Below are 22608 nucleotides of genomic sequence, written 5' to 3'. Positions count from 1 at the left end.
CCGCAGTAGAATTACCCCGCCAGCACCAATTCCCAACTTCCCGCACTCAGCGCCTCTCGCCCCGATTTACTCAATTCCGTATCCGTAATCAAAGTATCGAAGCGCTCCAGCGGCAAAGCCAGATGCGTGGCAATCTTGTTGTACTTGGAACTGTCGCTCAACAGCACCCGCTTGCTGCTGACATCACTGGCAGCCAGCTTCACCGGCACCTTGTCTTCGTCTGGAGTAAATAAACCGCGCGGCCCCCAGCAAGAGGCGGAGATAAAGGCAATATCAATCGCCAGCATCCGCAAGCTGCGCGCCGCCGCTTCACCCACGCTGGAGCGGTTTTCACGACACACCGTACCGCCAGTGTGGATCAGCTTGCAGCCGCTGCTCTCCATCAGCAACCGGGCGATGACAAAATCATTGGTCACCACCAGTAAGTCATCACGCTCCACCAGCTCTCGCGCCAGCGCTAAGGTGGTGGTGCCGGCATCAAGATAGATACAGCTATTACGTGGAATGTGGCGGGCAGCAAACTGACCAATCGCCATTTTTTCACTGCTGTACATATTGGTTTTCGCCAGATGCGACGGTTCCGCCGCCAGGCGATCGGCTGAACGCACGCCGCCGGAAACCGATAACACCGCACCCTGGTCTTCAAGCTTCTGCACATCACGACGAATCGTCATGTGCGAAACCCCCAAACGCTCGGTTAGTTCGGCAATACTCACCACGCCGCGTTCAGCGACCAGCGCTAAAATCTGTTGATGACGCTCTACCGGAATCACATCGCTCTCCCTGATTTATCATTTTTTCACATTGTAGAGCATCGATTCACAGCCTGCAGCACATTTATCTTTGCGAAATATCTGCTTTTTTCCTGCTGTAGAGCGCCTCAGCGGTATAGAGTCGGTTTGTGAAACGATGTTATCTCCTGTGCAGGTAAGTTAATTTTTGTGATATACAGCACGTTTCTCAGCCAGTAACTGCGGCAGAATTAACACCAATGAACAAATTATCACTTAAATTAACAACGGAGGTGTGCTGTGTCAGCAACCGTGAATAACATCGGCGTGATTGGTTTGGGTTCCATGGGCATGGGCGCGGCGCAGTCCTGTATCCGCGCAGGCCTGAACACCTGGGGCGTTGATTTAAACCCTAAAGCGCTGGAAACGCTGCGCCAGGCTGGTGCTCGTGACGCACAGACCTCTGCTGCGGGTTTTGCACAAGAGTTAGATGCTGTGCTGCTGCTGGTGGTGAATGCGGCGCAGGTTAAAGCGATTCTGTTCGGCGAAACCGGTCTGGCCGCGCAGCTTAAGCCGGGCACGGTGGTGATGGTCTCTTCCACCATCTCTTCACAGGATGCGCAAGCCATCGAACAGCAACTGGCGCAACACCAGTTACTGATGCTGGATGCGCCGGTATCTGGCGGTGCGGCGAAAGCTGCCGTAGGCGAGATGACGGTGATGGCGTCGGGCAGCGATGAAGCCTTTGCCTTGCTGAAACCAGTGCTGGATGCCGTCGCGGCAAAAGTGTATCGCGTGGGCAGTGAAATTGGCCTGGGTTCAACCGTGAAAATCATCCACCAACTGTTGGCTGGCGTGCACATCGCTGTCGGGGCCGAAGCGATGGCGCTCGCCGCCCGCGCGGGTATCCCGCTGGACACCATGTACGACGTGGTGACCAATGCTGCAGGTAACTCGTGGATGTTTGAGAACCGCATGCGTCACGTGGTAGACGGTGATTACTCACCGAAATCCGCGGTTGATATCTTCGTAAAAGATCTCAACCTCGTGGCGGATACCGCTAAATCGCTGCACTTCCCGCTGCCACTGGCTTCGACCGCGCTCAACATGTTTACCGAAGCCAGCAATGCCGGTTACGGTCGTGAAGATGACAGCGCCGTGATCAAGATTTTCAGCGGTATCACGCTGCCAGAGTCAAAGGAGAAGTAACCATGCGTTTAGGCGTGATTGCAGACGACTTTACCGGTGCAACCGATATTGCCAGTTTCCTGGTACAGAACGGTCTGCCGACGATTCAGTTCAACGGCGTGCCGGAAAGCCATGATGACCTGAGCGCGCAGGCGATTGTGATCAGCCTTAAGTCACGTTCGTGCCCGCCACAGCAGGCGATTGATCAGTCGCTGGCCGCACTGGCCTGGTTGCAACAGCAGGGCTGTGACCGTTTCTATTTCAAGTATTGCTCCACCTTTGACAGCACCGAGCACGGCAATATTGGCCCGGTGACCGATGCGTTGCTGGCGGCGCTGGGCGAAACGCAAACGGTCATCTCACCGTCGCTGCCGGTTAACGGTCGTACGGTGTATCAGGGCTATCTGTTCGTTGCCGATCAACTGCTGTCTGAATCAGGCATGCGCCACCATCCGGTGACACCGATGACCGACAGCAACCTGGTGCGCTTAATGACGCGTCAGGCTAAAGGTCAGGCCGCAGTGATCAACGCGGCGCAGCTGGATAAAGGTGCCGCAGCGGTGCGTGAACAGCTTGCCGTACTGAAAGAGCAGGGCATCAACTATGTGGTGCTGGATGCGCTTAACGAACAGCATCTGCTGACGCAGGGCGAAGCGTTGAAAGAGACCGTGCTGGTGACAGGCGGATCTGGGCTGGCGATTGGTATCGCGCGGGCCTGGGCTACGCAGCAGCAGAACAGCGATGCCGAACAAGCCGGGCGTCCACAAGGTGAACGCGCGGTAGTGATTTCTGGTTCTTGCTCGCAGATGACCAACCGCCAGGTGGAAGCTTATCGTCAGCAGGCCCCTTCTCACGAAGTGTTGGTGGAGCGTTGCCTTGATGATGCCGAAGGCTATGCGCAGGAGCTGTGTGATTGGGTCGCCGCTCATCATCAGCAGGCGCTGGCTCCGCTGTTGTTTGCCACCGCAGACGCTCAGCAGTTGCAGGCGATTCAGCAGCAGTATGGCGCAGCGCGCAGCAGTGAAGCGGTGGAGCAGCTGTTTGCCGCCGTCACGCGTGAGCTGAAATCACGTGGCTGGCAGCGCTTTATCGTGGCTGGTGGCGAGACCTCTGGTGTCGTTGCACTGAGCCTTAGCGTTACCGCTTTCCACATCGGTCCGATGATCTCCCCTGGCGTGCCATGGGTGCGTGACATCCATCAGCCGCTGTCACTGGCGCTGAAATCCGGCAACTTTGGTGACGAACAGTTCTTCGCCCGCGCACAAACGGAGTTTTCCTCATGACTGAACAACAAGCACGCGAAGAGATGGTGCAACTGGGCGCGTCCTTCTTCCAGCGCGGTTACGCCACCGGCTCGGCTGGCAACCTGTCGCTGCTGTTAGAAGACGGCAACCTGCTGGCCACGCCAACCGGCTCCTGCCTGGGGGAATTACAGGCCGATCGCCTGTCAAAAGTCACCATGCAGGGCGAATGGATCTCGGGTGATAAGCCTTCGAAAGAAGTCGCGTTTCATCGGGCGCTGTATCTGAACAATCCCGCCTGTAAAGCGGTGGTGCACCTGCACAGCCATTATCTGACGGCGCTGTCCTGCCTGAACGATCTGGATAGCGAGAATTGCATTCGCCCGTTCACGCCCTATGTGGTGATGCGCGTGGGTGATGTGCCGGTAGTGCCGTATTACAAGCCGGGCGACGATCGCCTGGCGGAAGATCTCGCACAGCTCGCGCCACGTTACAACGCCTTCCTGCTGGCCAATCACGGTCCGGTGGTGGTGGGTAAATCGCTGCGTGAAGCGGCCAATAATACTGAAGAGCTGGAAGAGACCGCGCGTCTGATGTTCACGCTCGGCGACCGCTCCATTCGTTATCTTACCGATGACGAAGTGGCGGAATTGAGGAATTACTGATGCCAAAGTTTGCTGCCAATTTATCGACCCAGTTTGGCGAACTGCCATTTATCGAACGCTTTGCCGCCGCGGCCAACGCCGGTTTCCGCGCCGTTGAGTTCCTGTTCCCGTACGACTATCCGGCTGAGGTGATTAAAGCCGAGCTGGAGAAACATCAGCTGGAGTTGGTGCTGTTCAACACCGCGGCCGGTAATGTGCAGGCCGGTGAGTGGGGCGTGTCTGCCATTCCGGGCCGTGAAGCGGAAGCTCGCGCTGATATCGATCGCGCGCTGGAATATGCCATTGCCCTGAATTGCCCGCAAGTGCATGTGATGGCAGCCACAGTGCCAAACGGTGCCGATCAGGCGGCGTACGAAGAGACATTTGTGCGCAACATGCATTACGCCTCAGAGCGCTTTGCGCCGCACGGCATTCGCTTGCTGCTGGAAGCACTGAATCCGGTGACCAAACCGAATTACCTCTATTCCAGCCAGTACCAGACGCTGGCGATGATGGAGCGTATTGACCGTCCAAATGTGTTCACGCAGTTGGATCTGTTCCACGCGCAGCTGGTGGACGGCAATCTCAGCCACCTGATCCGCGAATACGCCGGACGCTATCGCCACATCCAGATCGCCTCTGCGCCGCATCGCCACGAGCCGGATGAGGGCGAGATCAACTATCCGTACCTGTTCAACCTGTTGGATGAGGTCGGTTACGACGGCTGGGTTGGCTGCGAATACTTCCCACGCGGTCGTACCGAAGCGGGACTCGGCTGGTTCGCCCCTTACGCCAAATAACCTTTGTTGTACCGCTCAGCACAGTGCTTTTGCGCCCTGTGTTGAGTGAAGTCTTACCTGAATTTGTAAAACACTAAAAAAACATACCCAAGGCTCCCCTAAATAATTCGAGCTGCAGGACAAAAGCGTCGAAGGACGCTTTTGAACAGCGTTTGCGCTGGCCCGCAGGGTGAGGCCATAGGCCGAATCATGCGGCAAGTGGGTGAGTCCCCGGGAGCTTACATAAGTAAGTGACTGGGGCGAATCCACGCAGCCAACGCACCTGCAGTTTGAAGTATGACGGGGGGAATATAATTAGAGGTTTATCATGTCTACCGCATTGCTGCTTGCTATCGCTACGGCCAGCATAGTCATATTGCTGCTGCTGGTGATTAAAGCCAAAGTTCATCCGTTTGTTGCTTTACTGATTGTCAGTCTCATCGTTGCCATCAGCACCGGGATCCCGGCTGATAAAATCATGGAAACCATCTTTAGCGGCATGGGCAACCTGCTGGGGCATATCACCATCATCATCGTGCTGGGGGCGATGCTGGGCGCAGTGATTGAAGCCTCGGGCGGTGCCGAATCATTGGCGCAGCGCTTCAGTAAATCGCTCGGTATCAAACGTACCGTTGCGGCACTGACTATGGCAGCCTTTATCCTCGGTATTCCGGTGTTCTTTGAAGTCGGCTTTATTATCGTGATCCCGCTGATCTACGGCTTCACGAAGGTGGCACGCGTCTCACCGCTGAAGTTTGGTCTGCCAATGGCGGGTGTGATGCTGACGGTGCATGTGGCGTTGCCAACGCATCCGGGCGCGGCGGCAGCTGCCGGTATTCTGCATACCGATATGGGCTGGTTGATGATGTTGGGTATCCTGATCTCGATTCCAGTGGGTGTGGTGGGTTACTACGTCGCCAAAGCCATGAACCTGCGCCAGTATCACCTCTCCGTGGATGTGCTGGAGCAGTTGCAGTTAGCGAAACCGGAAGGCACGGCAAAGAGTGAAGTGCCACCACCGGGCGCACTGACCATTGCGGGTCTGATAGTGGTACCGATTGTGTTGATTGTACTGGGTACGCTGGCGCATTCGGTGTTAGCAGAAGGCAGCGTCCTGCGTTCAGTGATGACGGTGATTGGTAATCCGCCGATTGCCCTGTTAATCGCGCTGGCGCTGGCGGCATGGCTGTTAGGTATTCGTCGTGGCTGGAGCAAAGAGAAGCTGGAAGATCTGACCGGCCGTGCGATCCCAAGTTCTGCCAGCGTGATTCTGGTGGCGGGTGCGGGTGGTGCCTTCGGTAAAGTGCTGGTGGAGTCTGGCGTGGGTAAAGCGCTGGCGGTAACGCTGGAAACCTTGCATCTGCCACTGGTGCCGGCCGCGTTTATCCTGTCACTGGCGCTGCGTGCGTCACAGGGATCGGCCACGGTGGCGATTCTGACCACCAGCGGCCTGTTAAGCCAGGCAGTGGGCGATGTGACCGACATGCAGCGCGTGCTGGTGACCTTAGCAGCGTGCTTCGGTGGCCTCGGCTTGTCACACGTTAACGATGCCGGTTTCTGGGTGGTGACACGCTATCTGGGTCTGTCAGTGGCCGACGGCCTGAAGACCTGGACCGTGCTGACCACGCTGATGGGCCTGAGCGGTTTTGCCCTGACGTGGATGGTGTGGGGATTGATTTAAATGTGAGTGGTCGCCATAAATGGCGACCCTACGGGGATTGTAGGGTGCGCATTTATGCGCACTTGGCCGATAACCGCACAGGTTTTATTGACGCATTTATGCGCACCTGGCCGATGACCGTCCCATTGGTGCTCGTCTATAACCTTAAGACACCAGTTCCTGCGCATACAAATACAACGCTTTCAGCTGTGCCATCTTCTCCGCGTTGTCCTCATGCAAACTCGCCAGTGACTCCAGCTCCAGCAAAAAGGCCTGCACGCGATCGGCATTCAACGCTTCACGGCGATGCTGCAACCAGCGCTGCTGCTCTTGATCATCTAAGGTGCCTGGAAAGTTGCGCGCGCGGTAACGGAACAGCAGTTTTGCGATGCGTTTATCGTCAAAGGCCAAATCCAGCGCCGGTAAATTCTGGGGTGGCGTCTGGCGCACAATGTTCATATTGGCGCGATCGGCATCGCTAAAGAAGCCGTCATACAACTGCGCATCAACATCATCGGAAGGCTTAAACGGCTCCGCTTCGGCAAATAGCGTGACCGCTTTCTCACGCACTTCGGCATGTTGACGCAGCAGCGCCAGGTTCGCCAGGCAGCGCTGACGATCGATATTCAGCCGCTCGGCATCTTCAGGGCGCAAGGTATTGGCAGGCGCAAGCACCGGGCACTTATTGATGTGCACCAGCTTAATCGGCACAGCTGCCCGGTCACCCAGTTCACTCTGTTTGGTGTAGAGACGCTCACGCAGTTCATCTGCATTCAGCTCCAGCAGTGGCGACATATCTCCCGCCAAATCCACCACGATCAGCGCATTACGATTATCCGGATGCCATGCCACGGGCACCACCCAACTGGTGTTGCCGCGCGCCGCACCGAACATGCCTGAAACATGCACCAGCGGCTTCATCTGTGGGATATCAATCAGGTTCATCAGTTTCTGTTTATTGCGATGGGTAAACAGAAACTCAAATAGCTTCGGCTGCTTCTCTTTGACCAGTTTGGCCATCGCCAGTGTGGCGTAGACATCAGACATCGCATCGTGCGCTTGCTCATGCGCCACGCCGTTCGCCTTGGTAAGGTGTTCCAGCTTAAAGCTGGGGAAACCGTCATCATTCTCAGGCCAGACAATGCCGTCAGGACGCAGGGCATAGCAGGCACGCATCACATCCAGCAGATCCCAACGTGAGTTGCCGTTTTGCCAGCTCCAGCCATAAGGATCAAAAAAGTTGCGATAGAAGATGTTGCGCGTCACTTCATCATCGAAGCGCACGTTGTTGTAACCAATCACACAGGTTTGTGGTTCGGTAAACAGCCCGTGAATACGCTCAGCAAAGGCCGCTTCCGTCACGCCGCGCGCTTTGGCGACCTGCGGCGTAATACCGGTGATCATCACCGCTTCCGGTTGTGGCAGGTAGTCATCGGCGGGCTGGCAATAAAACACCTGCGGTTCACCTACCGCATTGAAATCTTTATCGGTACGCAACCCGGCAAACTGCGCGGGGCGGTCCAGTGAGGGACTCTTACCGAAGGTCTCGTAATCGTGAAACAAGAAGGTGAACTCAGAGGCGGGCACGGCGGTATCCTGGCAGTGGAAAATCAACGCACAGAATAGTCGTGTGCCGGGGTCAGCACAACCTTGTTTGCCATTGCTGCGGATGGGCGCGCAGCATTTGTCCGCAGTTCATACTTTTTTTCAATTTATTCAAATATCAAAGCGCTAATTGCCGTAAAACGTGCGGCGGTAAATTCATTTTTTTGATTTCGAGGAAGAAGTGTTGAAAAGGCGTCTGTTGGTAACTGTATCTGGAATGATTGTTTGGGCATCGCTGGCACAGGCTGACGACAGCATGCCATTCCCTCTGACGCCTCCGCCGATTGATGCGGCTTCATGGGTGTTAATGGACGCCACAACGGGCCAAATCCTCACGGCGGGCAATCCCGATGAAGAGCGTAATCCGGCGAGCCTCACCAAACTGATGACCGGTTACGTGGTCGATCGTGCGGTCGATCAGAAAAAATCACCCGTGATGATGTGGTCACCGTGGGTAAAGATGCCTGGGCGGCAGGCAATCCTGTGTTCAAGGGTTCTTCACTGATGTTCCTTAAGCCCGGCGATAAAGTCACCGTTCGCGATTTGATGCGCGGCGTGATTATCGATTCCGGCAACGACGCTTGCGTGGCGTTGGCAGATTACGTCGCGGGGAGTCAGGACAGCTTCGTCAATATGATGAACAACTATGTCCAGAAGCTCGGCCTGACGCACACCCATTTTGAAACCGTGCACGGTCTGGATGCGCCAGGTCAGCACACCACCGCGCGTGATTTGGCGGTGCTGTCACGTGCGATCATCAACGGCGAGCAGGATTTCTACGCCATGTACGCGGAGAAAACCCTGAGCTGGAACGGCATTACCCAGAACAACCGTAACGGTTTGTTATGGGATCAAAACCTTCACGTAGATGGCATGAAAACAGGCCATACTGAAACGGCAGGTTTTAACATCATCGCGTCAAACATTGTCGGCCGTCATCGTCTGATTGCGGTGATCATGGGCGGCAAGAGCTCAAAAGGGCGCGAAGAGCAGGCGCGTAAACTGCTGGTGTGGGGTCAGAACAACTTTGACACTGTGCAACTGTTCCATGCCGGTAAGAAAATCGGCACCGAAAATGTCTGGTACGGCAACCCACATAAAGTGGATGTCGGTACCACCGAGGATATCTACCTGTCGCTGCCGCGCACTGAAGTCTCCAACGTGATGGCGAAATACGTGATCGAACGTAAAGACCTGGAAGCACCGCTGAAAGCGGGTGAGCAGGTGGGTGAGATTCAGGTGATGGACAAAGATAAACAGCTGGCAAGCTATCCGTTGTACGCGTTACAAGCGGTGGATAAAGCCGGCATCATCACGCGCATCAGTGACTACGTGAAACAGAAACTGTAATCCGCAGCGGGTTTCAGAGCCGCTCCTGTCGCCGAAAAGGGTCAGGAGTGGCACACTCTGGCTTTCTGCTGCTGACCGGAGGCAAAAGTATGAAAGCATCAATTGTCGAGCGCAAGCCACAAAGCTGGCTGGGCTACCATCTGCAAGGGCCCTGGCAAGAGACCGTACCACACGGATTCAACCAGTTAAAAAGCTGGGTGGAGCAGCATGGTATGACCGGTGAATGGCTGGCTATCTATTACGGCAATCCTGAAGTGTTACCCCCTGAAGAGCTGCGCGTCGAAACGGTCATCACGGCCCCTACCGATGCGGTCCCCTCGTATGGCGACGATATTGAGCAGGGGCTGTTGCCCGGCGGCCACTATTTTCATGCCCGCATGGAAGTGATGAACAACGATTTCTTCACCGCCTGGCACAGTTTGTTTGATCACCTAAAAGCGCAGGGCGGCTGGCAAGTCGATAACCGTCCCTGCTTCGAACACTACCTTTCTGACGGCTCCGACAGCGGCGACTGGCTGGTGGATATGTACATTCCCGTGCGTGCAGCCGACTAATATCTCCAGCGCGTTACATCTATGTTTGGATTGAGAAAATCAGATGTAACGCACTTGTTGATTCGTAAAAAAAGAGCGGAAAAAGTGCTGCGCAGCACTCAATGTTCGTGTCGCGCCAGGGTAACATAGCGCGCAAATTTTTATCGCTCCCGGACCATCATGTTACGTGCTGACAAGCCTATATCGTCGATTGAATTCTGGTTCTATCGCCACTACCGTGCCGTGCATGGCGTGCGCATCGCTATTGCCTTTGTACTCTGTTTTCTGTTCGTTCGACTGACGGATATCCCTGAAGGCACCTGGCCGCTGATTACGCTGGTGGTGGTGATGGGGCCGATCTCCACTTGGGGGAATGTCTTCCCGCGTGTCATTCAGCGTATTAGCGGCACCTTTGCCGGTCTGGCATCGGGCCTGATAGCGCTCAAATTAGAGCTGTTATCACTGCCGATGATGCTGTCATGGTGCTTCGTGGTGATGATCATCTGCGGCTATCTGACGCTGGGAAAACACCCCTACATGGCGCTGCTGATTGGTATCACGCTGGGCGTAGTGGTCGGTGCCCCAGCCGGTGACTTCACCGTGGCACTGTGGCGCGGCGGGGATGTGATTCTGGGTTCGGTGATGGCGTTGCTGTTCAGCGCGATTCTGGCGCAGCGTGCTTTTACCCACTGGCGCATTCAGTTGTCTGATTCGTTTCTGGCGATGGCCAAGCTGCATCACACCGGTTTCTCCGCCAACCTGCTGGAGAAGCCGCGTTTAAATAAGCCGTTTCAGAAGCAGCTGACCAGTGTGATCAAGATGCGCTCGCTGCTGGAACCGGCCAGCAAAGAGACGCGCATTCCAAAATCGGTGTTTGAAGCTATTCAGACTATTAACCGTAATATGGTTAACACCATGCAGATGCAAATTGATGCTTGGTGGTCATCGCGTGAGAGTCACTTACTGCTGCTCAATGCCCCGGCACTGCGTCGCAGTCAGAAAATGACGGAAGACACACTCAACGCCCTGGCGACCTTGATGGTTAAAGGGGAGACGGAGCAGGTGATCGCCAATAGCCATCAGCTGGAAGAGATCACCCAAGAGCTGGAGCAGTTGATTGCCAATCGCAGCGGGCGGCTGGAGACCACGGCCATCTACGGCTATGTGTGGCTGAGCCTGGAACAGGCGCGTCAGTTAGAGCGGATGACAGACTTGGTTCGACTGGCATTGCGCAAATAGTTTTCTCAGGCAATGACTTAATGTGAATCACCCTTTCTTTGCGCTAAGATAAGTGCCAGTCCGAAATTAGCTGTGAAAATTGCGAACCAGGCTAGCAAGCCGCTAAGCTGTAGCTCATGACTATTCCGCCTGCCGCGGCAGGCTCAAAGAAAGGTGCCAACATGGAAAATGCCAAGCAATCATTTCAGGACGTACTGGAGTTTGTGCGTATGTTTCGTCGTAAAAACAAACTGCAGCGCGAAATCGTGGATAACGAGAAGAAAGTCCGTGATAACCAGAAACGTGTGTTGCTGCTGGACAACCTGAGCGAGTACATCAAACCCGGCATGAGCGTAGAAGCGATTCAGGAAATCATTGCATCTATGCGCGTGGACTATGAAGACCGCGTTGATGAATACATCATCAAAAACGCGGACTTGTCTAAAGAGCGCCGCGAGCTGTCGAAGAAACTGAAAGCGATGGGCGAGCCAAAACCGCAATAAATTTCAGGGTCGCTGTTTATGGCGTAATGACGCTCACTCAATTCATGTTAGTGCGCATGAATGCGCACCCTACGAAAATTGCGCCTGAACGTTGTAGGGTCGCCTTTTAAGGCGACCTTTTTAATTTCCGCGCCAACACCTGCAATTGCTCGGCAATCTCAATCACATCCACACCGGTCTGCATCGGCGACGCTGTCGTCTCACGCAATACCAGTTCGGTCTCCAGCGCTATCGCCTGTTGTGCATCACCATCCAGTTCTGCCAGTAAACGATCGACACTCACGGCACCTAACTGCTGCAAATCCTGACGTACTGTGGTGAGCGGCGGCTGATACCAGGCACTCTCGGCCGTATCGTCATAGCCGATGATCGACATCTCGGCTGGAATGCTAACCCCATGCTGATGTAGGGCGCGCATCGCCCCCAGCGCCATTTGATCGTTGGCAACCAGCAGCGCTTGCGGTAAGCGATCCGGCAATAGCTGCAACAGTGCCTGATAGCCTGAGGCCGCACTCCAGTCGCCGTAAAGTACACAGCTTGCTTCCAGCTGATGTGACGCCAGCGCCTGCTGCCAGGCCTGGAAGCGCGCACGAGCGGACGCTGAGCGGGTAGGGCCGTTCAGCACGCCAATCTGTTGATGGCCGAGTGCAACAAGATGTTCCACCGCCTGCTGCGCCCCTAAATCGCTTTGATACTGGCACTGCGCCACAGCAGCATGCTGTTCGACATCCAGAAACAGCGTGGGTTTGCTGCCGCACTGCTGCTGCACCTGAGCAGCCTGTACGGCATCCAGCGGAAGGTTAATCAGCAGGGCATCCACGCGCTGGGCCAGCAGTTCATTCACCGTATCCTGTGCGCTTCCCGTTGCGTTCGCCATGGCAATCACCAGATGGTATCCGCGCACGGCGGCACGTTGCTGAATGGCGGAAGCAATCTGCGCAGGTGCCATTAGCGCCAGATCGCTGGTGGCCAACCCGATGGTGCGGGTGGCTTTGCCCGCCAGCTGTTGCGCCACACGGTTCGGCACATAGTTGAGCTGCTGCATCGCCGCCTCGACCTTGGCGCGCGTGCGCGGCGAGACCTGCACGGAATGGTTAAGCACACGGGAAACGGTCTGATAAGAAACCCCCGCCAGTTGAGCGACATCATCGAGGGTAACGGAACGCGCATTCATAAACTCTCCTGAATCTGATAGCGGCGAGTGTAGCAAATTTTTCTCTGCTGTCGCGGAGTTAAGCCGCTACACTGCCAAGGTTAACGCGAGGAGAATGCGATGCAGCTCAATGACCAACAGATTCAGGACATCAATACGCTGGCGGCCTGGCTGGCGCTCGACCACATGCCCGTGGATGGTACGCTGGAGGTCGATCTGGCGATTCTTGCCGGTCATGCGGTCCTGCCCAATGTCGAGGGCGTGATTGCGCTGGCGAAAAAGTATCAATTACCGCTGCTGATCAGCGGTGGTATCGGTCACTCCACCACGCTGCTGGCGCATATGATCGCCAGCCATCCGCTTTACCGACAGATCGCTACCCAAGGCAAAAGTGAAGCCGAACTGCTGGGTGAGATGGCGCAGATTTTTGCTGCACTGCCAGACGATCAACTGCTGCTGGAAACCGCCTCACGTAACTGCGGAGAGAATGCAGCCTTCAGCCAAAAATTGCTGGATGAGCAAGACTGGCAGCCGCAGCACGTATTGCTGGTGCAGGACCCCTTGATGCAGCGCCGAACCTGGGAAACGTTCCGCTACCAGTGGCGCGATCGCGCCGACGCACCAGAATTTATTAGCTGGCCGGTGTTTACCCCACAGGTGATGATGGATGCAGGCATGTTGCGCATCATTGGTGCACCACCGCAGGGGTTGTGGTCAATGGAGCGTTTTCTCTCATTACTGATGGGGGAAATTCAACGTCTACGCGATGACGAAAACGGCTACGGTCCGCGCGGCAAAGGATTCCTTGGACACGTCGATATCCCCGAAGAGGTGGAAGCAGGTTGGCAGCGGTTGATGCAGCTGCCGGGTGTGCAAACGCGCCTCTAAGCACCAGGTCACCATTAATGGTGACCCTACAAATGTTGTAGGGTGCGCATTTATGCGCACCTGGCCAAAAACCGCACCATTCATGATGACGCATTTATGCGCACCAGGCTCAACACACCTACGCGCGGTTCTGCAAATACACCTGCAAGTTCACATACACCGCATTCAGCAAAGGCGTTACGACGCCACTGCGTGCGCCGCGCACCAACAGATCGCCAATCACCTGATCCGCCTCAATTTCATAACCTTGCGTCAGATCGCGATACATGGAGGAGGTCATCGCCACCTGTGGGTTATTCAGCGTCTCATAAATCTTCGCGGTCACCGCTGGGCGCGCCTGATAGCCATCAGCGCTGATCACCGACAGCACTTCGGCGAAGATACCCTGTAACAGCGCTTCACCGCCGTGTGAACGCAGCACCTGCTGGGTATTACCGCGCGCAATACAGCACACCGCACCCAGCGTGCTCAGCAGCAGCCACTTCTCCCAAAGCTCGCTGATGATGTTATCGGCAAATACGGTATCGAACTGCGCCACCTTCAGCGTTTCATCCAGACGCTGCAGGCGCGCATCATTCTGCCCATCGAGTGCGCCATAGTAGAGAATATGCAGCGGCGTCATCTGCACCACCTCGCCCTGATCGCCCAGCGTGGCGTTGATCTTGCACAGCCCGCCAATCACCTTGTCGCCAAATCGCGCACGCAGCGTATCGATATGGCGCATGCCATTGAGAATCGGCATGATCAGCGTCTCTGGCCCGACAGACGAGGCGATATCTTCGATCGCCTGCTCCAGACCAAAGCTTTTCACCGTCAGGATAATCAGGTCGAACTGACCCTCAAGTTTACCGGTTAGCGCCAGCTGTGGCTGAAGCACTTCCGTGCCACCCGGCGTTTTCAGCACCAGGCCCGTTTGCTGCTGTTGCTGAAAACGGCGCTCGCGCACCAGAAAAGTCACATCACGTCCTGCTTGCGCCAGACGTGCACCGAAATACCCGCCGGTGGCACCGGCGCCGACAACCAGAATGCGCATGGTTAGATTTCCCGTTGAGAGTGAAACCCTTACCATAAATCGCAGCGGCGAGGGTTTCCAGCCATCAAATGTTTAATTTTGCACAGATTGCGGCAGCAGCGCGTTGGGAAGGTCTTGATAACAGACCGGGCGCAGGAAGCGTTGAATGGCCGTGGCACCGACCGAGGTAGTACGGCTATCACTGGTTGCGGGGAAGGGGCCGCCATGCACCATGGCATAACCCACGTCCACGCCGGTTGGGAAACCATTAGCGAGAATGCGTCCAGCGCGTTGCTCCAGCAGCGGCAGCAAGCTGGCAGCCAGCCTCTGATCTTGCTGTTCCAAATGTAGCGTAATAGTGAGTTGCCCCTGCAGTGCCTGCAGCGCGCCGACCATTTCCTCCTGATCGGCACAGCGCACCAGCAATGATACCGGGCCAAATACCTCATTTTGCATGCGAGGTTCCTGGATAAAATCGCGTGCACTGGCGGTAAACAAATGCGGTTGTCCCTGATTCGGGCCCTGTTTTTCTTGCCCGTTCGCCAGCCGCTCAACACCCGCTAATGCACTCAGCACAGCAGTATGCTGTTCGCAGGCATCAGCGATGGCGGGCGTTAACATCGTCGCGCTGGGTTTTAATCGCAAGGCGTTGCTGGCGTGCTGCACAAAGCGGTCAAAGTCTTCGCCTTCACAGGCCAGCACCACGCCAGGATTGGTGCAGAACTGGCCGCAGCCCAGCGTCAGCGAATCGATAAACCCCTGCGCGAGTTTCTCTGCACGTTGTTGTAATGCGCCGGGCAGCAATAACATAGGGTTGATGCTGCTCATTTCGGCATAGAGCGGAACCGGGCGTGGACGCTGTTGTGCCTGCTGCAATAGCGCCAGGCCACCCTGGCGTGAACCGGTAAAGCCCACGGCACAGATTGCGGGATGTTGTACCAGCGCGCTGCCACTTTGCACTGAAGTGCCGTGCAGCAGTGAAAATACGCCTGCTGGCAGTTCAGATTGTAGTACGGCCTGGCTGATGGCTCGTGCCACTAGTTCACTGGTTCCGGGATGTGCCGGATGGGCCTTCACCACCACCGGGCAGCCAGCGGCCAGTGCAGATGCGGTATCGCCACCGGCCACCGAAAACGCCAGCGGGAAATTACTGGCACCGAACACGGCCACCGGCCCCAAGGCAACCTGGCGTTGACGCAGATCAGGGCGAGGCAACGGCTGGCGATCCGGCAGCGCGGGTTCGATAATGGCCCCCTGAAATGCACCTTGCTCTACCACATCGGCAAACAGATTAAGCTGGCCAATGGTGCGCCCGCGTTCGCCTTTAATGCGGGCGCGCGGTAAGGCTGTTTCCTGCATCGCGCGTTCTATCAGTTCATCACCCAGTGCCGCGATATTTTCGCCAATCTGGCGCAAGAAACGGGCACGCACGGCGAGGTCGCGCTGGCTGTAAGGGATAAAAGCTGCCGCAGCCAATCGGCAGGCCGCGTCGATTTGTTCCTCATCGGCTTCATAGAAGTCCGGGACCAACGCCTGATTTAATGTGGGATCGAAAGCCTTAAAAGCGTGGGCGCCGCCGCGCTGGCGTTGTGTACCAATAAAGAGTTCTCCACTGAGCATCATGCATTCTCCTCCGTTAAAGATTCCACCAGGCAGCGAGTTGCACTATTCGGGCAGTGCAGGAAGATCGCCACGGCGGGTTGTGATTGAAACTGTGGCCGCCGGGCGAGAGGGTGTCCATCCCAGCTCCAGCGATATCTTGTTAGCCATTTCCATTACCAAGCCTGAAAGACCTTCCAGACGTGCCAGCGGCAGACGCTCAGCTGCACCGGATACGCTGATCGCCGCGAAAACCTGGCCGTTAGCTGCGCGCACCGGTGCGCCGATGCAGTGCACATTCAGTTCGTTCTCTTGCAAGTCCAGGGCGTAGCCGCGTTCGCGAATACGCGCCAGTTCTGCTTCCAGCGCCTCGCCATCGGTAATGGTGTAAGCCGTGCGTTGTGGCAACGAATCGGCGATGATTTTGCGAATCAACCGGGGTGACTGCCAGGCCAGGAACGCCTTGCCCACGCTGGTGCAGTGCACCAATGCCGCTTCAATCCGGGTAATGGTGGTATTGCCGGTGCTGGTCATCTCCTGGCGTTCGACAAACGCCATCTGTGCACCATCGAAAATGCACATGTGCGTGCTTTCGCCGGTAATCAACTGCAGTTGCGCGGCGTAAGGACTTGCATGACTATCAAGATCCAGGTTTTGAATCACCAAATTTCCCAGCTGAAACAGCTTCATGCCCAGCTTGTAAGTCTCGCGTTTGCCGTTCTGTTCCAGCAGGCCAATATCACGCAATGACGACACCAACCGGTGCGTTGTCGCGCGCGGTAATCCGGTGCGTGTGGCAATTTCCGCCGGGGTTAAATTGGCGTCACGCTGTGAAAAACACTCCAGAATTTGCAGGACCTTGGTCAGGCTTTTAATCGATGCCTGATTCAGTTTCTCCGCCTCGGTTCCGCTATTTGTACTCATACCCACCTCTAGATCAGCAACAGTGAAGCGTGCTTCGTGCACTCGCCCAGTTCACAGTATTCCGATATTCCGGCTCTTATACTGAGACGCTTGCGCCAGAATAACGCCTTTTAGTGAGCCTGCCATCCTCAAGTTGATTGCTATTCGGCTTGAATCTCATAATGTGGGATATATTTGTTAATATGTTTGCATTAATCCTCATTGTAAAGTGGGTGTCTGTTAGCCTTCCCAATCAACTCCATCATCATTAATGACTCTCGATATGAAATTAATCGTTATATTTCAGGTTGTTGAGATTTTATGGTGGACAAGTGATAGTTAATGAGTTGTATGAAAATTGATCTTGATATGTGATCTTAATTCCACAATGAGAGATTTGGTGTTGATCAATATTTCATTGTCTCACATTAATTGATTACCGCGAGTCGTTCTCGCTTTAATCAGCGTCTTGAGAGACAGGAGCAGAAAATGAGTCAGCAGATTGCAAGCCAGGCTAAAGAACTGAAAGCTAAACTGCGTGGCGTCTTGCCGCCAATTACCATGCCTTTCAACGCCGAAGGTGAGTTGGTGCGTGGTGGCCTGAAACAGCAAATCGACTTCATCATTAACTCGGGTGCCAGTGCGATAGTGGTGGGCGGCAGTACAGGGGAAGGCCACACGCTCTCTGATGAAGAGTTTCGCCAGGCCATGACCGAAGCCTATGAAGCCAACAATGGCCGTGTGCCTTTCGTCGCCGGGTTGATTGTTAACAGCACCCGCCAGGCGATTGCACGCGTGAAAATGCTGGAAGGGATGAAGCTGGATGCGCTGCAGGTTACGCCAGTGCACTACCTGTTCAAGCCCGATGATGACGCCACCGTGCGTCATTTCCGCGAAATTTACGAAGCGACGCAAACGCCAATTCTGATTTACAACGTCATCCCCTGGAATTACCTGAGTCTCGATCTGATGAATCGCATCATGGATGAAGTCCCTGGCGTAGTAGGGATGAAACAGAGTGGGGGAGATCTGAAGTCCGTTTCTGATCTGCTGCTGCGCTGTCCAGAGAAGATTATCGTCAGTGGCGTGGATGCGCTGCTGTATCCCGGCTTTGCCATCGGTTGCCAGGGGGCCATCTCCGCATTGACCAGCGCGGTGCCCTCGGTGGTTGCCCGCATGTTTAAAGCGGTGGAAGAGAATGACCACGCCACAGCGCGCGACATCCATTTCCGTCTGAGCGATTTGTGGAGCCAGTTACCGCATGACAATCTTCCTGCCTGCGTGAAATACATCCAAAGCTTGCAAGGGGTTCCGCTGTATCAGCCACGTCCACCGATGCAACCGGTCAGCGAGGCGCTCAAATCCAATATTAAAGCGGCGTTCGACCGTCTGATGCGCTGATTTGCACCCCCGCACAGCGGGACATTATAAAAAAATCACGCCACGACCCGCCGAAAACGGGCGTGGCGGAGGTGCAGAAAGATGAAATTTGACCACAACCCTACACTCGAACGTGATGCGGCCTCGGCACCACGGGAAATGCCACGTGAGGTGGTGCGACCAAAACACCATCTGCGCTGGGCAATCATCGGCATCATTATTCTGTTAACCATTACCAACTATCTCGATCGTGGCAATTTGTCGGTTGCGGCACCGCAAATCATGCAGGATCTCGGTATCAGCCACGCAATGATGGGGGTCATTCTCTCTGCGTTTGTCTGGCCCTACGCGATTATGAACCTGCCTACCGGCTGGGCAGTGGACCGTTTTGGCGTCAAAGTCCTGTTGGCACTGGCAGCGGGATTATGGTCGCTGGTGGCGATTCTCACCGGCTTTGCCCGTAACGTCGGCACCTTTATTGGCCTGCGTATTGCGCTTGGCGTCAGTGAAGCGCCGCTGTTTCCCGGCGCGTTAAAAGCCACGGACACCTGGTTCCCGGACCGGGAAAAAGCCGCGGCAACCAGTGCTTATATTGCGGCAACGCAGGTGGGGTTAGCGCTGGCTCCGCCGATTTCAACCCTGTTAATGGCGGCCTTTGGTTGGCCGGCGATGTTTATCATTATGGGTTTGATTGGTTTCGTGGCCCTCATCGGCTGGCTGGTGCTGTATCGCGAACCTGAAAAACATCCGTGGTTGCACAAAGATGAGTTGCGCTATATCCGGGAAGGACAGGCCACGGCGCAACAGGCGGCAGACGCACCACGTGTCACGGTACGCGAGTGGGGCGGACTTTTCAGGCATGCTTCGGTCTGGTACATGGTGATCGGTGGTTTCTGTCTACAGTATGTTTTCTGGTTTTACATCGGTTGGTTGCCCACCTATCTGCAACAGGCGCAGGGTTTTACCCTGAGCCGCGCGGGCTGGCTCTCCGCGTTACCTTACATTGCCGGTGGCGTGGCGGTGTTGATCGGCGGGAGGTTCTCCGACCGTCTGGTGCGCAAAGGGTTCGATCCTTTTAACGCCCGTCGCTATACCATTGCCGGTGCCGCATTGCTGACGGCGGGCGCGATGTTTATCACCGCGTTGGTGGATGGGGCGGCGCTGGCGGTGATCATGCTGACACTGGGTATGTTCACTTATAGCCTGTCGTCCGGTAACTACTGGACGCTGGCGGCAGAAGTGGTTACCACCAAAAAATGGGTGGCTTCCGTAGGCAGTATTCAAAATTTTGGCGGCTTTCTTGGCGGGGCGTTTGCGCCCGTGGTCACCGGGATTGTTGTGGATCATTTAGGCGGATTCGTGCCGGCCTTGATGCTGGCGGGATTTATGGCGCTGATATCGGCGGGCATGTATGGCCTGGCGTTGCGTCACCGTCTACCGGTCTGACTTTTCAGGAGTGACACCATGGATGCAACATCGCAACTCGCAACGGCGGAAGAGACCCGCGCGCGCCCGGAACTGACTCAACGCCAACTCAGGCTGACGCTGATCTCCTCACTGATTGGCACCGCGCTGGAGTGGTACGATTTTTATCTGTACGGCACGGCGGCGGCATTAATCTTTAATCACTTATTCTTTCCCTCACTGTCACCATTGAGCGGAACGCTGGCGGCATTTGCCAGCTATGGCGTTGGCTTTCTGGTGCGTCCGATTGGCGGGCTGTTCTGGGGCTATATCGGTGATAAATATGGTCGCCGTCCGGTATTGATCGGCACCCTGATCCTGATGGGCGTCAGCACCACAGCAATTGGCCTGTTGCCGGGCTATGCCAGCATTGGCATTGCTGCGCCGCTGTTGTTGACCTTACTCCGTCTGCTGCAGGGCTTTGGAGCAGGGGCAGAATTCAGTTCGGCGATTACGCTGAATGCCGAGAAAGCGCCTGCACATCGTCGCGGTTTTTACGCCAGTTGGTCGGGCGTAGGCATCGGCTGCGGCGTATTGCTGTCGGCCTCTGCGTTTGCCCTGGTACAACAGCTGCCGCAGGAGGATTTCGTCAGCTGGGGATGGCGCATTCCTTTCCTGCTCAGCATTGTGGCGGTGTTTGTGGGTGGCGCAATACGCCTGTATGTCACCGAATCCCCGGTATTCCGCAAGTTGGCAGCTGAGCAGAAGCTGGAGCGCGCACCTTTCGTTTCGGTGTGGCAAAACCAACGCCGTCATTTCTTTGTGGCGCTGGGCGCACGCATGGCGGAAAACACCGCTGGTTTCTTCCTGCAGGTGTGGACCATCTCTTACGTCACGCAATCGCTGCACGTCAGCAGTGCCATTCCCGTCGCAGGCGTACTGCTGGGGTCGGGAATTGGCTGTATCACTATCCCGCTGTTCGGTGCACTTTCGGACCGTATCGGCCGCAAACCGGTGTATATCGGGGGAGCACTGCTTTTTGGTCTGGGGATGTTCCCGTACTTTTGGCTGCTGAACAGCGGCAATCCCTGGCTGATCATCGGCGCAATGGTCGTGATGATCTCCCTCGCCAATTACTCAATGTTCTCGGTGCAGGCGGCATGGTTCGCCGAGTTGTTTGATGGCAGAACCCGCGTGACTGCGATCTCGATGTCGCGCGAAATCTCCTCGATCTTTGCCGGCGGTCTGGCCCCGATCATCGCCAGTAGCCTGCTGCTCTGGTCCGGTGGCCACTATGGCGCGGTGGCGTCCTACATGATTGTTTTAAGCATCATCACCATTGTTTCCGTGTGGCTGGGTCCAGAGACCCGCGGTTGCCGCCTCGACTAAACCTCAATCCTACGTCGGGAGTTCAACATGCATTCACAACCATTGACCGCCCACGCGGCGGTCAGTCGCACCGCCACGCGCGGAGAAATGCGTAAAATCGTCACGGCCAGTGTGATGGGTACCATCATTGAGTACTACGACTTCACGCTCTACACCACCGCGACCGCGCTGGTGTTCAACAAAATTTTCTTTCCCGGTGAATCGCCGCTGGTCGGCAGCCTGGCGGCCTTTGCGACTTATTTTGTTGGCTACTGCGCACGTCCTTTAGGTGGCGTGCTGTTCGGCCATTTTGGCGATCGCATAGGCCGCAAGTTCGCGTTAATGATGACGCTAATCATTATGGGCCTCGGCACCTTCCTGATTGGCCTGATCCCGCCTTACGCACAGATTGGCGTGTGGGCACCGATTGCGCTGGTGGTATTACGCTGTCTGCAAGGCATTGGCATTGGCGGTGAATATGGCGGTGGGATGACCATGGTAGTCGAACACGCCCCGCCTGAACGGCGTGGCTTTTACAGTTCACTGGTGCATATCGGCGTACCTGCGGGTTTTCTGTTGCCGATAATTTTCATCACCGTGCTTAATGTGGCGCTGGATGAGGCCGATTTTCTCAGTTGGGGTTGGCGTGTGCCTTTCCTGCTCAGCGTGGTGCTGTTAGGGGTAGGGATGTTTATTCGCAGCCAGATTGAGGAAACGCCAGCTTTCAAACGCATGAAGCGTGACGGAACACAGGCAAAAGTGCCGGTGCTGGAGGCGCTGCGCCATCACACCCGCGATGTGGTGCTGGGCATTGGTGCCAAAATTGCTGAAAGCGGACTCTTCAACATCTATGCGGTATTCGCCATCAGCTACTGCGTCAACGTGTTGGGCATGAAGAGCCAAATCATCCTGTACGGCATTCTGCTGGCTTGTTTGCTGGAATGTTTCACCTTACCGCTGTTTGGTCGTATGGCCGATCGCTACGGTAAAAAACGCGTTTATATTGGCGGCATGATGGCGCAGGCCATACTGGCATGGCCTTTTATGCTGATGTTAGCCAGCGGGCAACTTCCCCTGATTTATCTCGCTATCGCACTGGGCTTAGCGCTAGGGCACGGCAGCACCTTTGGCGCTCAGGGAGCCTTCTTTTCGTCGCTGTTTCCGGCGCGGGTTCGCTATAGCGGTTTGTCCTTAGTCCAGCAGATCGGGCCGATTCTCGGCGGCGGACTATCACCGATGATCGCCACGGCGTTGCTGGTCAGCGGCGAGGGCTACGGCTCGGTGATTGGCTATATGGTGTTTATGGCACTGCTCTCGGCGTTCAGTGCCTGGCGGTTGCGGGATGCGAAGATGGAGTGAACAGATTGTGCGAAAAAGGCTCAAACTGTTCGTGTTTACTCGTACAATAGGTCTATGCTGTTGCGCAGCGGCGGGCAATGGTGCTCGCCC

Annotated in this window: 19 protein-coding genes and 1 pseudogene; 14 read left to right on the top strand and 6 right to left on the bottom strand. The window is 55.8% G+C overall.

The window, feature by feature from the left end; all coding sequences use genetic code 11:
• Positions 1-11: 11 nt before the first annotated feature.
• Entirely contained in the window at positions 12-773 is a 762-nt protein-coding gene (gene ygbI, locus PSSD_RS12955; protein WP_058972506.1) for a DNA-binding transcriptional repressor YgbI, read from the bottom strand.
• A gap of 258 nt (positions 774-1031) precedes the next feature.
• Between ygbI and ltnD the strand changes: the two genes are divergently transcribed.
• From ltnD to PSSD_RS12930, 5 genes are all read left to right on the top strand, one after another.
• Positions 1032-1940 carry an L-threonate dehydrogenase gene (gene ltnD, locus PSSD_RS12950; protein ID WP_039327880.1) on the top strand — a complete coding sequence of 303 codons (909 nt, stop codon included), beginning with the start codon at positions 1032-1034 and terminating at the stop codon, positions 1938-1940.
• 2 nt (positions 1941-1942) lie between these two features.
• Positions 1943-3202 carry a 3-oxo-tetronate kinase gene (otnK, locus tag PSSD_RS12945; RefSeq protein WP_058972505.1) on the top strand — a complete coding sequence of 420 codons (1260 nt, stop codon included), beginning with the start codon at positions 1943-1945 and terminating at the stop codon, positions 3200-3202.
• Complete coding sequence (gene otnC, locus PSSD_RS12940) at positions 3199-3825, top strand: 3-oxo-tetronate 4-phosphate decarboxylase (protein WP_058972504.1); 627 nt, start codon at positions 3199-3201, stop codon at positions 3823-3825. Before otnK ends, otnC begins: the two co-directional genes overlap by 4 nt.
• Entirely contained in the window at positions 3825-4604 is a 780-nt protein-coding gene (locus PSSD_RS12935; RefSeq protein WP_058972503.1) for an HPr family phosphocarrier protein, read from the top strand. The genes otnC and PSSD_RS12935 overlap by 1 nt, the downstream gene beginning before the upstream one ends.
• A 307-nt stretch (positions 4605-4911) precedes the next feature.
• On the top strand, positions 4912-6264 hold the full coding sequence (locus tag PSSD_RS12930) for a GntP family transporter (RefSeq protein ID WP_058972502.1): 1353 nt from the start codon (positions 4912-4914) through the stop codon (positions 6262-6264).
• 144 nt (positions 6265-6408) lie between these two features.
• Here PSSD_RS12930 and sbcB read toward each other — a convergent pair whose 3' ends face one another.
• Complete coding sequence (sbcB, locus tag PSSD_RS12925) at positions 6409-7830, bottom strand: exodeoxyribonuclease I (RefSeq protein WP_058972501.1); 1422 nt, start codon at positions 7828-7830, stop codon at positions 6409-6411.
• A gap of 235 nt (positions 7831-8065) precedes the next feature.
• On the opposite strand from sbcB, the pseudogene dacD reads away from it, so the two are divergent.
• From dacD to tmaR, 4 genes and pseudogenes are all read left to right on the top strand, one after another.
• Positions 8066-9198 (top strand): annotated as a pseudogene (gene dacD / locus PSSD_RS12920) (serine-type D-Ala-D-Ala carboxypeptidase DacD).
• An 89-nt stretch (positions 9199-9287) separates the two neighbouring features.
• The gene (locus PSSD_RS12915; RefSeq protein ID WP_058972509.1) at positions 9288-9752 is read left to right on the top strand and encodes a GyrI-like domain-containing protein; all 465 of its coding nucleotides are present in this window, start codon (positions 9288-9290) and stop codon (positions 9750-9752) included.
• Positions 9753-9911: 159 nt separating this feature from the next.
• A complete protein-coding gene (locus PSSD_RS12910; RefSeq protein ID WP_058972500.1) occupies positions 9912-10970 on the top strand; it encodes an FUSC family protein in 1059 nt (352 codons plus the stop codon).
• Positions 10971-11131: 161 nt separating this feature from the next.
• A complete protein-coding gene (tmaR, locus tag PSSD_RS12905) occupies positions 11132-11452 on the top strand; it encodes a PTS system regulator TmaR (RefSeq protein WP_034824689.1) in 321 nt (106 codons plus the stop codon).
• Between the two features lie 106 nt (positions 11453-11558).
• Here tmaR and PSSD_RS12900 read toward each other — a convergent pair whose 3' ends face one another.
• Positions 11559-12626 carry a LacI family DNA-binding transcriptional regulator gene (locus PSSD_RS12900; protein WP_058972499.1) on the bottom strand — a complete coding sequence of 356 codons (1068 nt, stop codon included), beginning with the start codon at positions 12624-12626 and terminating at the stop codon, positions 11559-11561.
• 99 nt (positions 12627-12725) lie between these two features.
• Here PSSD_RS12900 and PSSD_RS12895 point away from each other — a divergent pair, with 99 nt between their 5' ends.
• Positions 12726-13493 carry a YdcF family protein gene (locus PSSD_RS12895; RefSeq protein ID WP_058972498.1) on the top strand — a complete coding sequence of 256 codons (768 nt, stop codon included), beginning with the start codon at positions 12726-12728 and terminating at the stop codon, positions 13491-13493.
• 118 nt (positions 13494-13611) lie between these two features.
• Here the strand turns inward: PSSD_RS12895 and PSSD_RS12890 are convergent, their stop codons facing one another.
• The 3 genes from PSSD_RS12890 to PSSD_RS12880 all read right to left on the bottom strand — a co-directional run bounded on the left by PSSD_RS12890 (position 13612) and on the right by PSSD_RS12880 (position 17028).
• On the bottom strand, positions 13612-14526 hold the full coding sequence (locus PSSD_RS12890) for a ketopantoate reductase family protein (protein WP_058972497.1): 915 nt from the start codon (positions 14524-14526) through the stop codon (positions 13612-13614).
• A 72-nt stretch (positions 14527-14598) separates the two neighbouring features.
• A complete protein-coding gene (locus PSSD_RS12885) occupies positions 14599-16128 on the bottom strand; it encodes an aldehyde dehydrogenase (NADP(+)) (protein ID WP_058972496.1) in 1530 nt (509 codons plus the stop codon).
• 42 nt (positions 16129-16170) lie between these two features.
• On the bottom strand, positions 16171-17028 hold the full coding sequence (locus PSSD_RS12880; protein WP_064511460.1) for an IclR family transcriptional regulator: 858 nt from the start codon (positions 17026-17028) through the stop codon (positions 16171-16173).
• Between the two features lie 468 nt (positions 17029-17496).
• Here PSSD_RS12880 and PSSD_RS12875 point away from each other — a divergent pair, with 468 nt between their 5' ends.
• From PSSD_RS12875 to PSSD_RS12860, 4 genes are all read left to right on the top strand, one after another.
• Complete coding sequence (locus tag PSSD_RS12875; protein ID WP_058972494.1) at positions 17497-18408, top strand: dihydrodipicolinate synthase family protein; 912 nt, start codon at positions 17497-17499, stop codon at positions 18406-18408.
• A gap of 81 nt (positions 18409-18489) precedes the next feature.
• A complete protein-coding gene (locus PSSD_RS12870; protein WP_058972493.1) occupies positions 18490-19833 on the top strand; it encodes an MFS transporter in 1344 nt (447 codons plus the stop codon).
• Positions 19834-19851: 18 nt separating this feature from the next.
• Positions 19852-21180: an MFS transporter gene (locus PSSD_RS12865; protein WP_058972492.1), complete on the top strand. Its 1329-nt coding sequence runs from the start codon at positions 19852-19854 to the stop codon at positions 21178-21180.
• Positions 21181-21207: 27 nt separating this feature from the next.
• Positions 21208-22518 carry an MFS transporter gene (locus PSSD_RS12860; protein ID WP_082672311.1) on the top strand — a complete coding sequence of 437 codons (1311 nt, stop codon included), beginning with the start codon at positions 21208-21210 and terminating at the stop codon, positions 22516-22518.
• Positions 22519-22608: the final 90 nt, after the last annotated feature.

It is taken from the genome of Type-D symbiont of Plautia stali, from assembly GCF_001485335.1.
GTDB classification, from domain to species: Bacteria; Pseudomonadota; Gammaproteobacteria; order Enterobacterales; family Enterobacteriaceae; genus Pantoea; species Pantoea vagans_C.
This window is presented reverse-complemented; position numbering and strand designations above follow the sequence as displayed.

What these genes read in the sequence shown, in the direction of transcription:
- otnK (WP_058972505.1), top strand. Translation starts at nt 1,943, where the DNA reads ATGCGTTTAGGCGTGATTGCAGACGACTTTACCGGTGCAACCGATATT.
- otnC (WP_058972504.1), top strand. Translation starts at nt 3,199, where the DNA reads ATGACTGAACAACAAGCACGCGAAGAGATGGTGCAACTGGGCGCGTCC.
- PSSD_RS12935 (WP_058972503.1), top strand. Translation starts at nt 3,825, where the DNA reads ATGCCAAAGTTTGCTGCCAATTTATCGACCCAGTTTGGCGAACTGCCA.
- PSSD_RS12930 (WP_058972502.1), top strand. Translation starts at nt 4,912, where the DNA reads ATGTCTACCGCATTGCTGCTTGCTATCGCTACGGCCAGCATAGTCATA.
- PSSD_RS12915 (WP_058972509.1), top strand. Translation starts at nt 9,288, where the DNA reads ATGAAAGCATCAATTGTCGAGCGCAAGCCACAAAGCTGGCTGGGCTAC.
- PSSD_RS12910 (WP_058972500.1), top strand. Translation starts at nt 9,912, where the DNA reads ATGTTACGTGCTGACAAGCCTATATCGTCGATTGAATTCTGGTTCTAT.
- tmaR (WP_034824689.1), top strand. Translation starts at nt 11,132, where the DNA reads ATGGAAAATGCCAAGCAATCATTTCAGGACGTACTGGAGTTTGTGCGT.
- PSSD_RS12900 (WP_058972499.1), bottom strand. Translation starts at nt 12,626, where the DNA reads ATGAATGCGCGTTCCGTTACCCTCGATGATGTCGCTCAACTGGCGGGG.
- PSSD_RS12895 (WP_058972498.1), top strand. Translation starts at nt 12,726, where the DNA reads ATGCAGCTCAATGACCAACAGATTCAGGACATCAATACGCTGGCGGCC.
- PSSD_RS12890 (WP_058972497.1), bottom strand. Translation starts at nt 14,526, where the DNA reads ATGCGCATTCTGGTTGTCGGCGCCGGTGCCACCGGCGGGTATTTCGGT.
- PSSD_RS12885 (WP_058972496.1), bottom strand. Translation starts at nt 16,128, where the DNA reads ATGATGCTCAGTGGAGAACTCTTTATTGGTACACAACGCCAGCGCGGC.
- PSSD_RS12880 (WP_064511460.1), bottom strand. Translation starts at nt 17,028, where the DNA reads ATGAGTACAAATAGCGGAACCGAGGCGGAGAAACTGAATCAGGCATCG.
- PSSD_RS12875 (WP_058972494.1), top strand. Translation starts at nt 17,497, where the DNA reads ATGAGTCAGCAGATTGCAAGCCAGGCTAAAGAACTGAAAGCTAAACTG.
- PSSD_RS12870 (WP_058972493.1), top strand. Translation starts at nt 18,490, where the DNA reads ATGAAATTTGACCACAACCCTACACTCGAACGTGATGCGGCCTCGGCA.
- PSSD_RS12865 (WP_058972492.1), top strand. Translation starts at nt 19,852, where the DNA reads ATGGATGCAACATCGCAACTCGCAACGGCGGAAGAGACCCGCGCGCGC.
- PSSD_RS12860 (WP_082672311.1), top strand. Translation starts at nt 21,208, where the DNA reads ATGCATTCACAACCATTGACCGCCCACGCGGCGGTCAGTCGCACCGCC.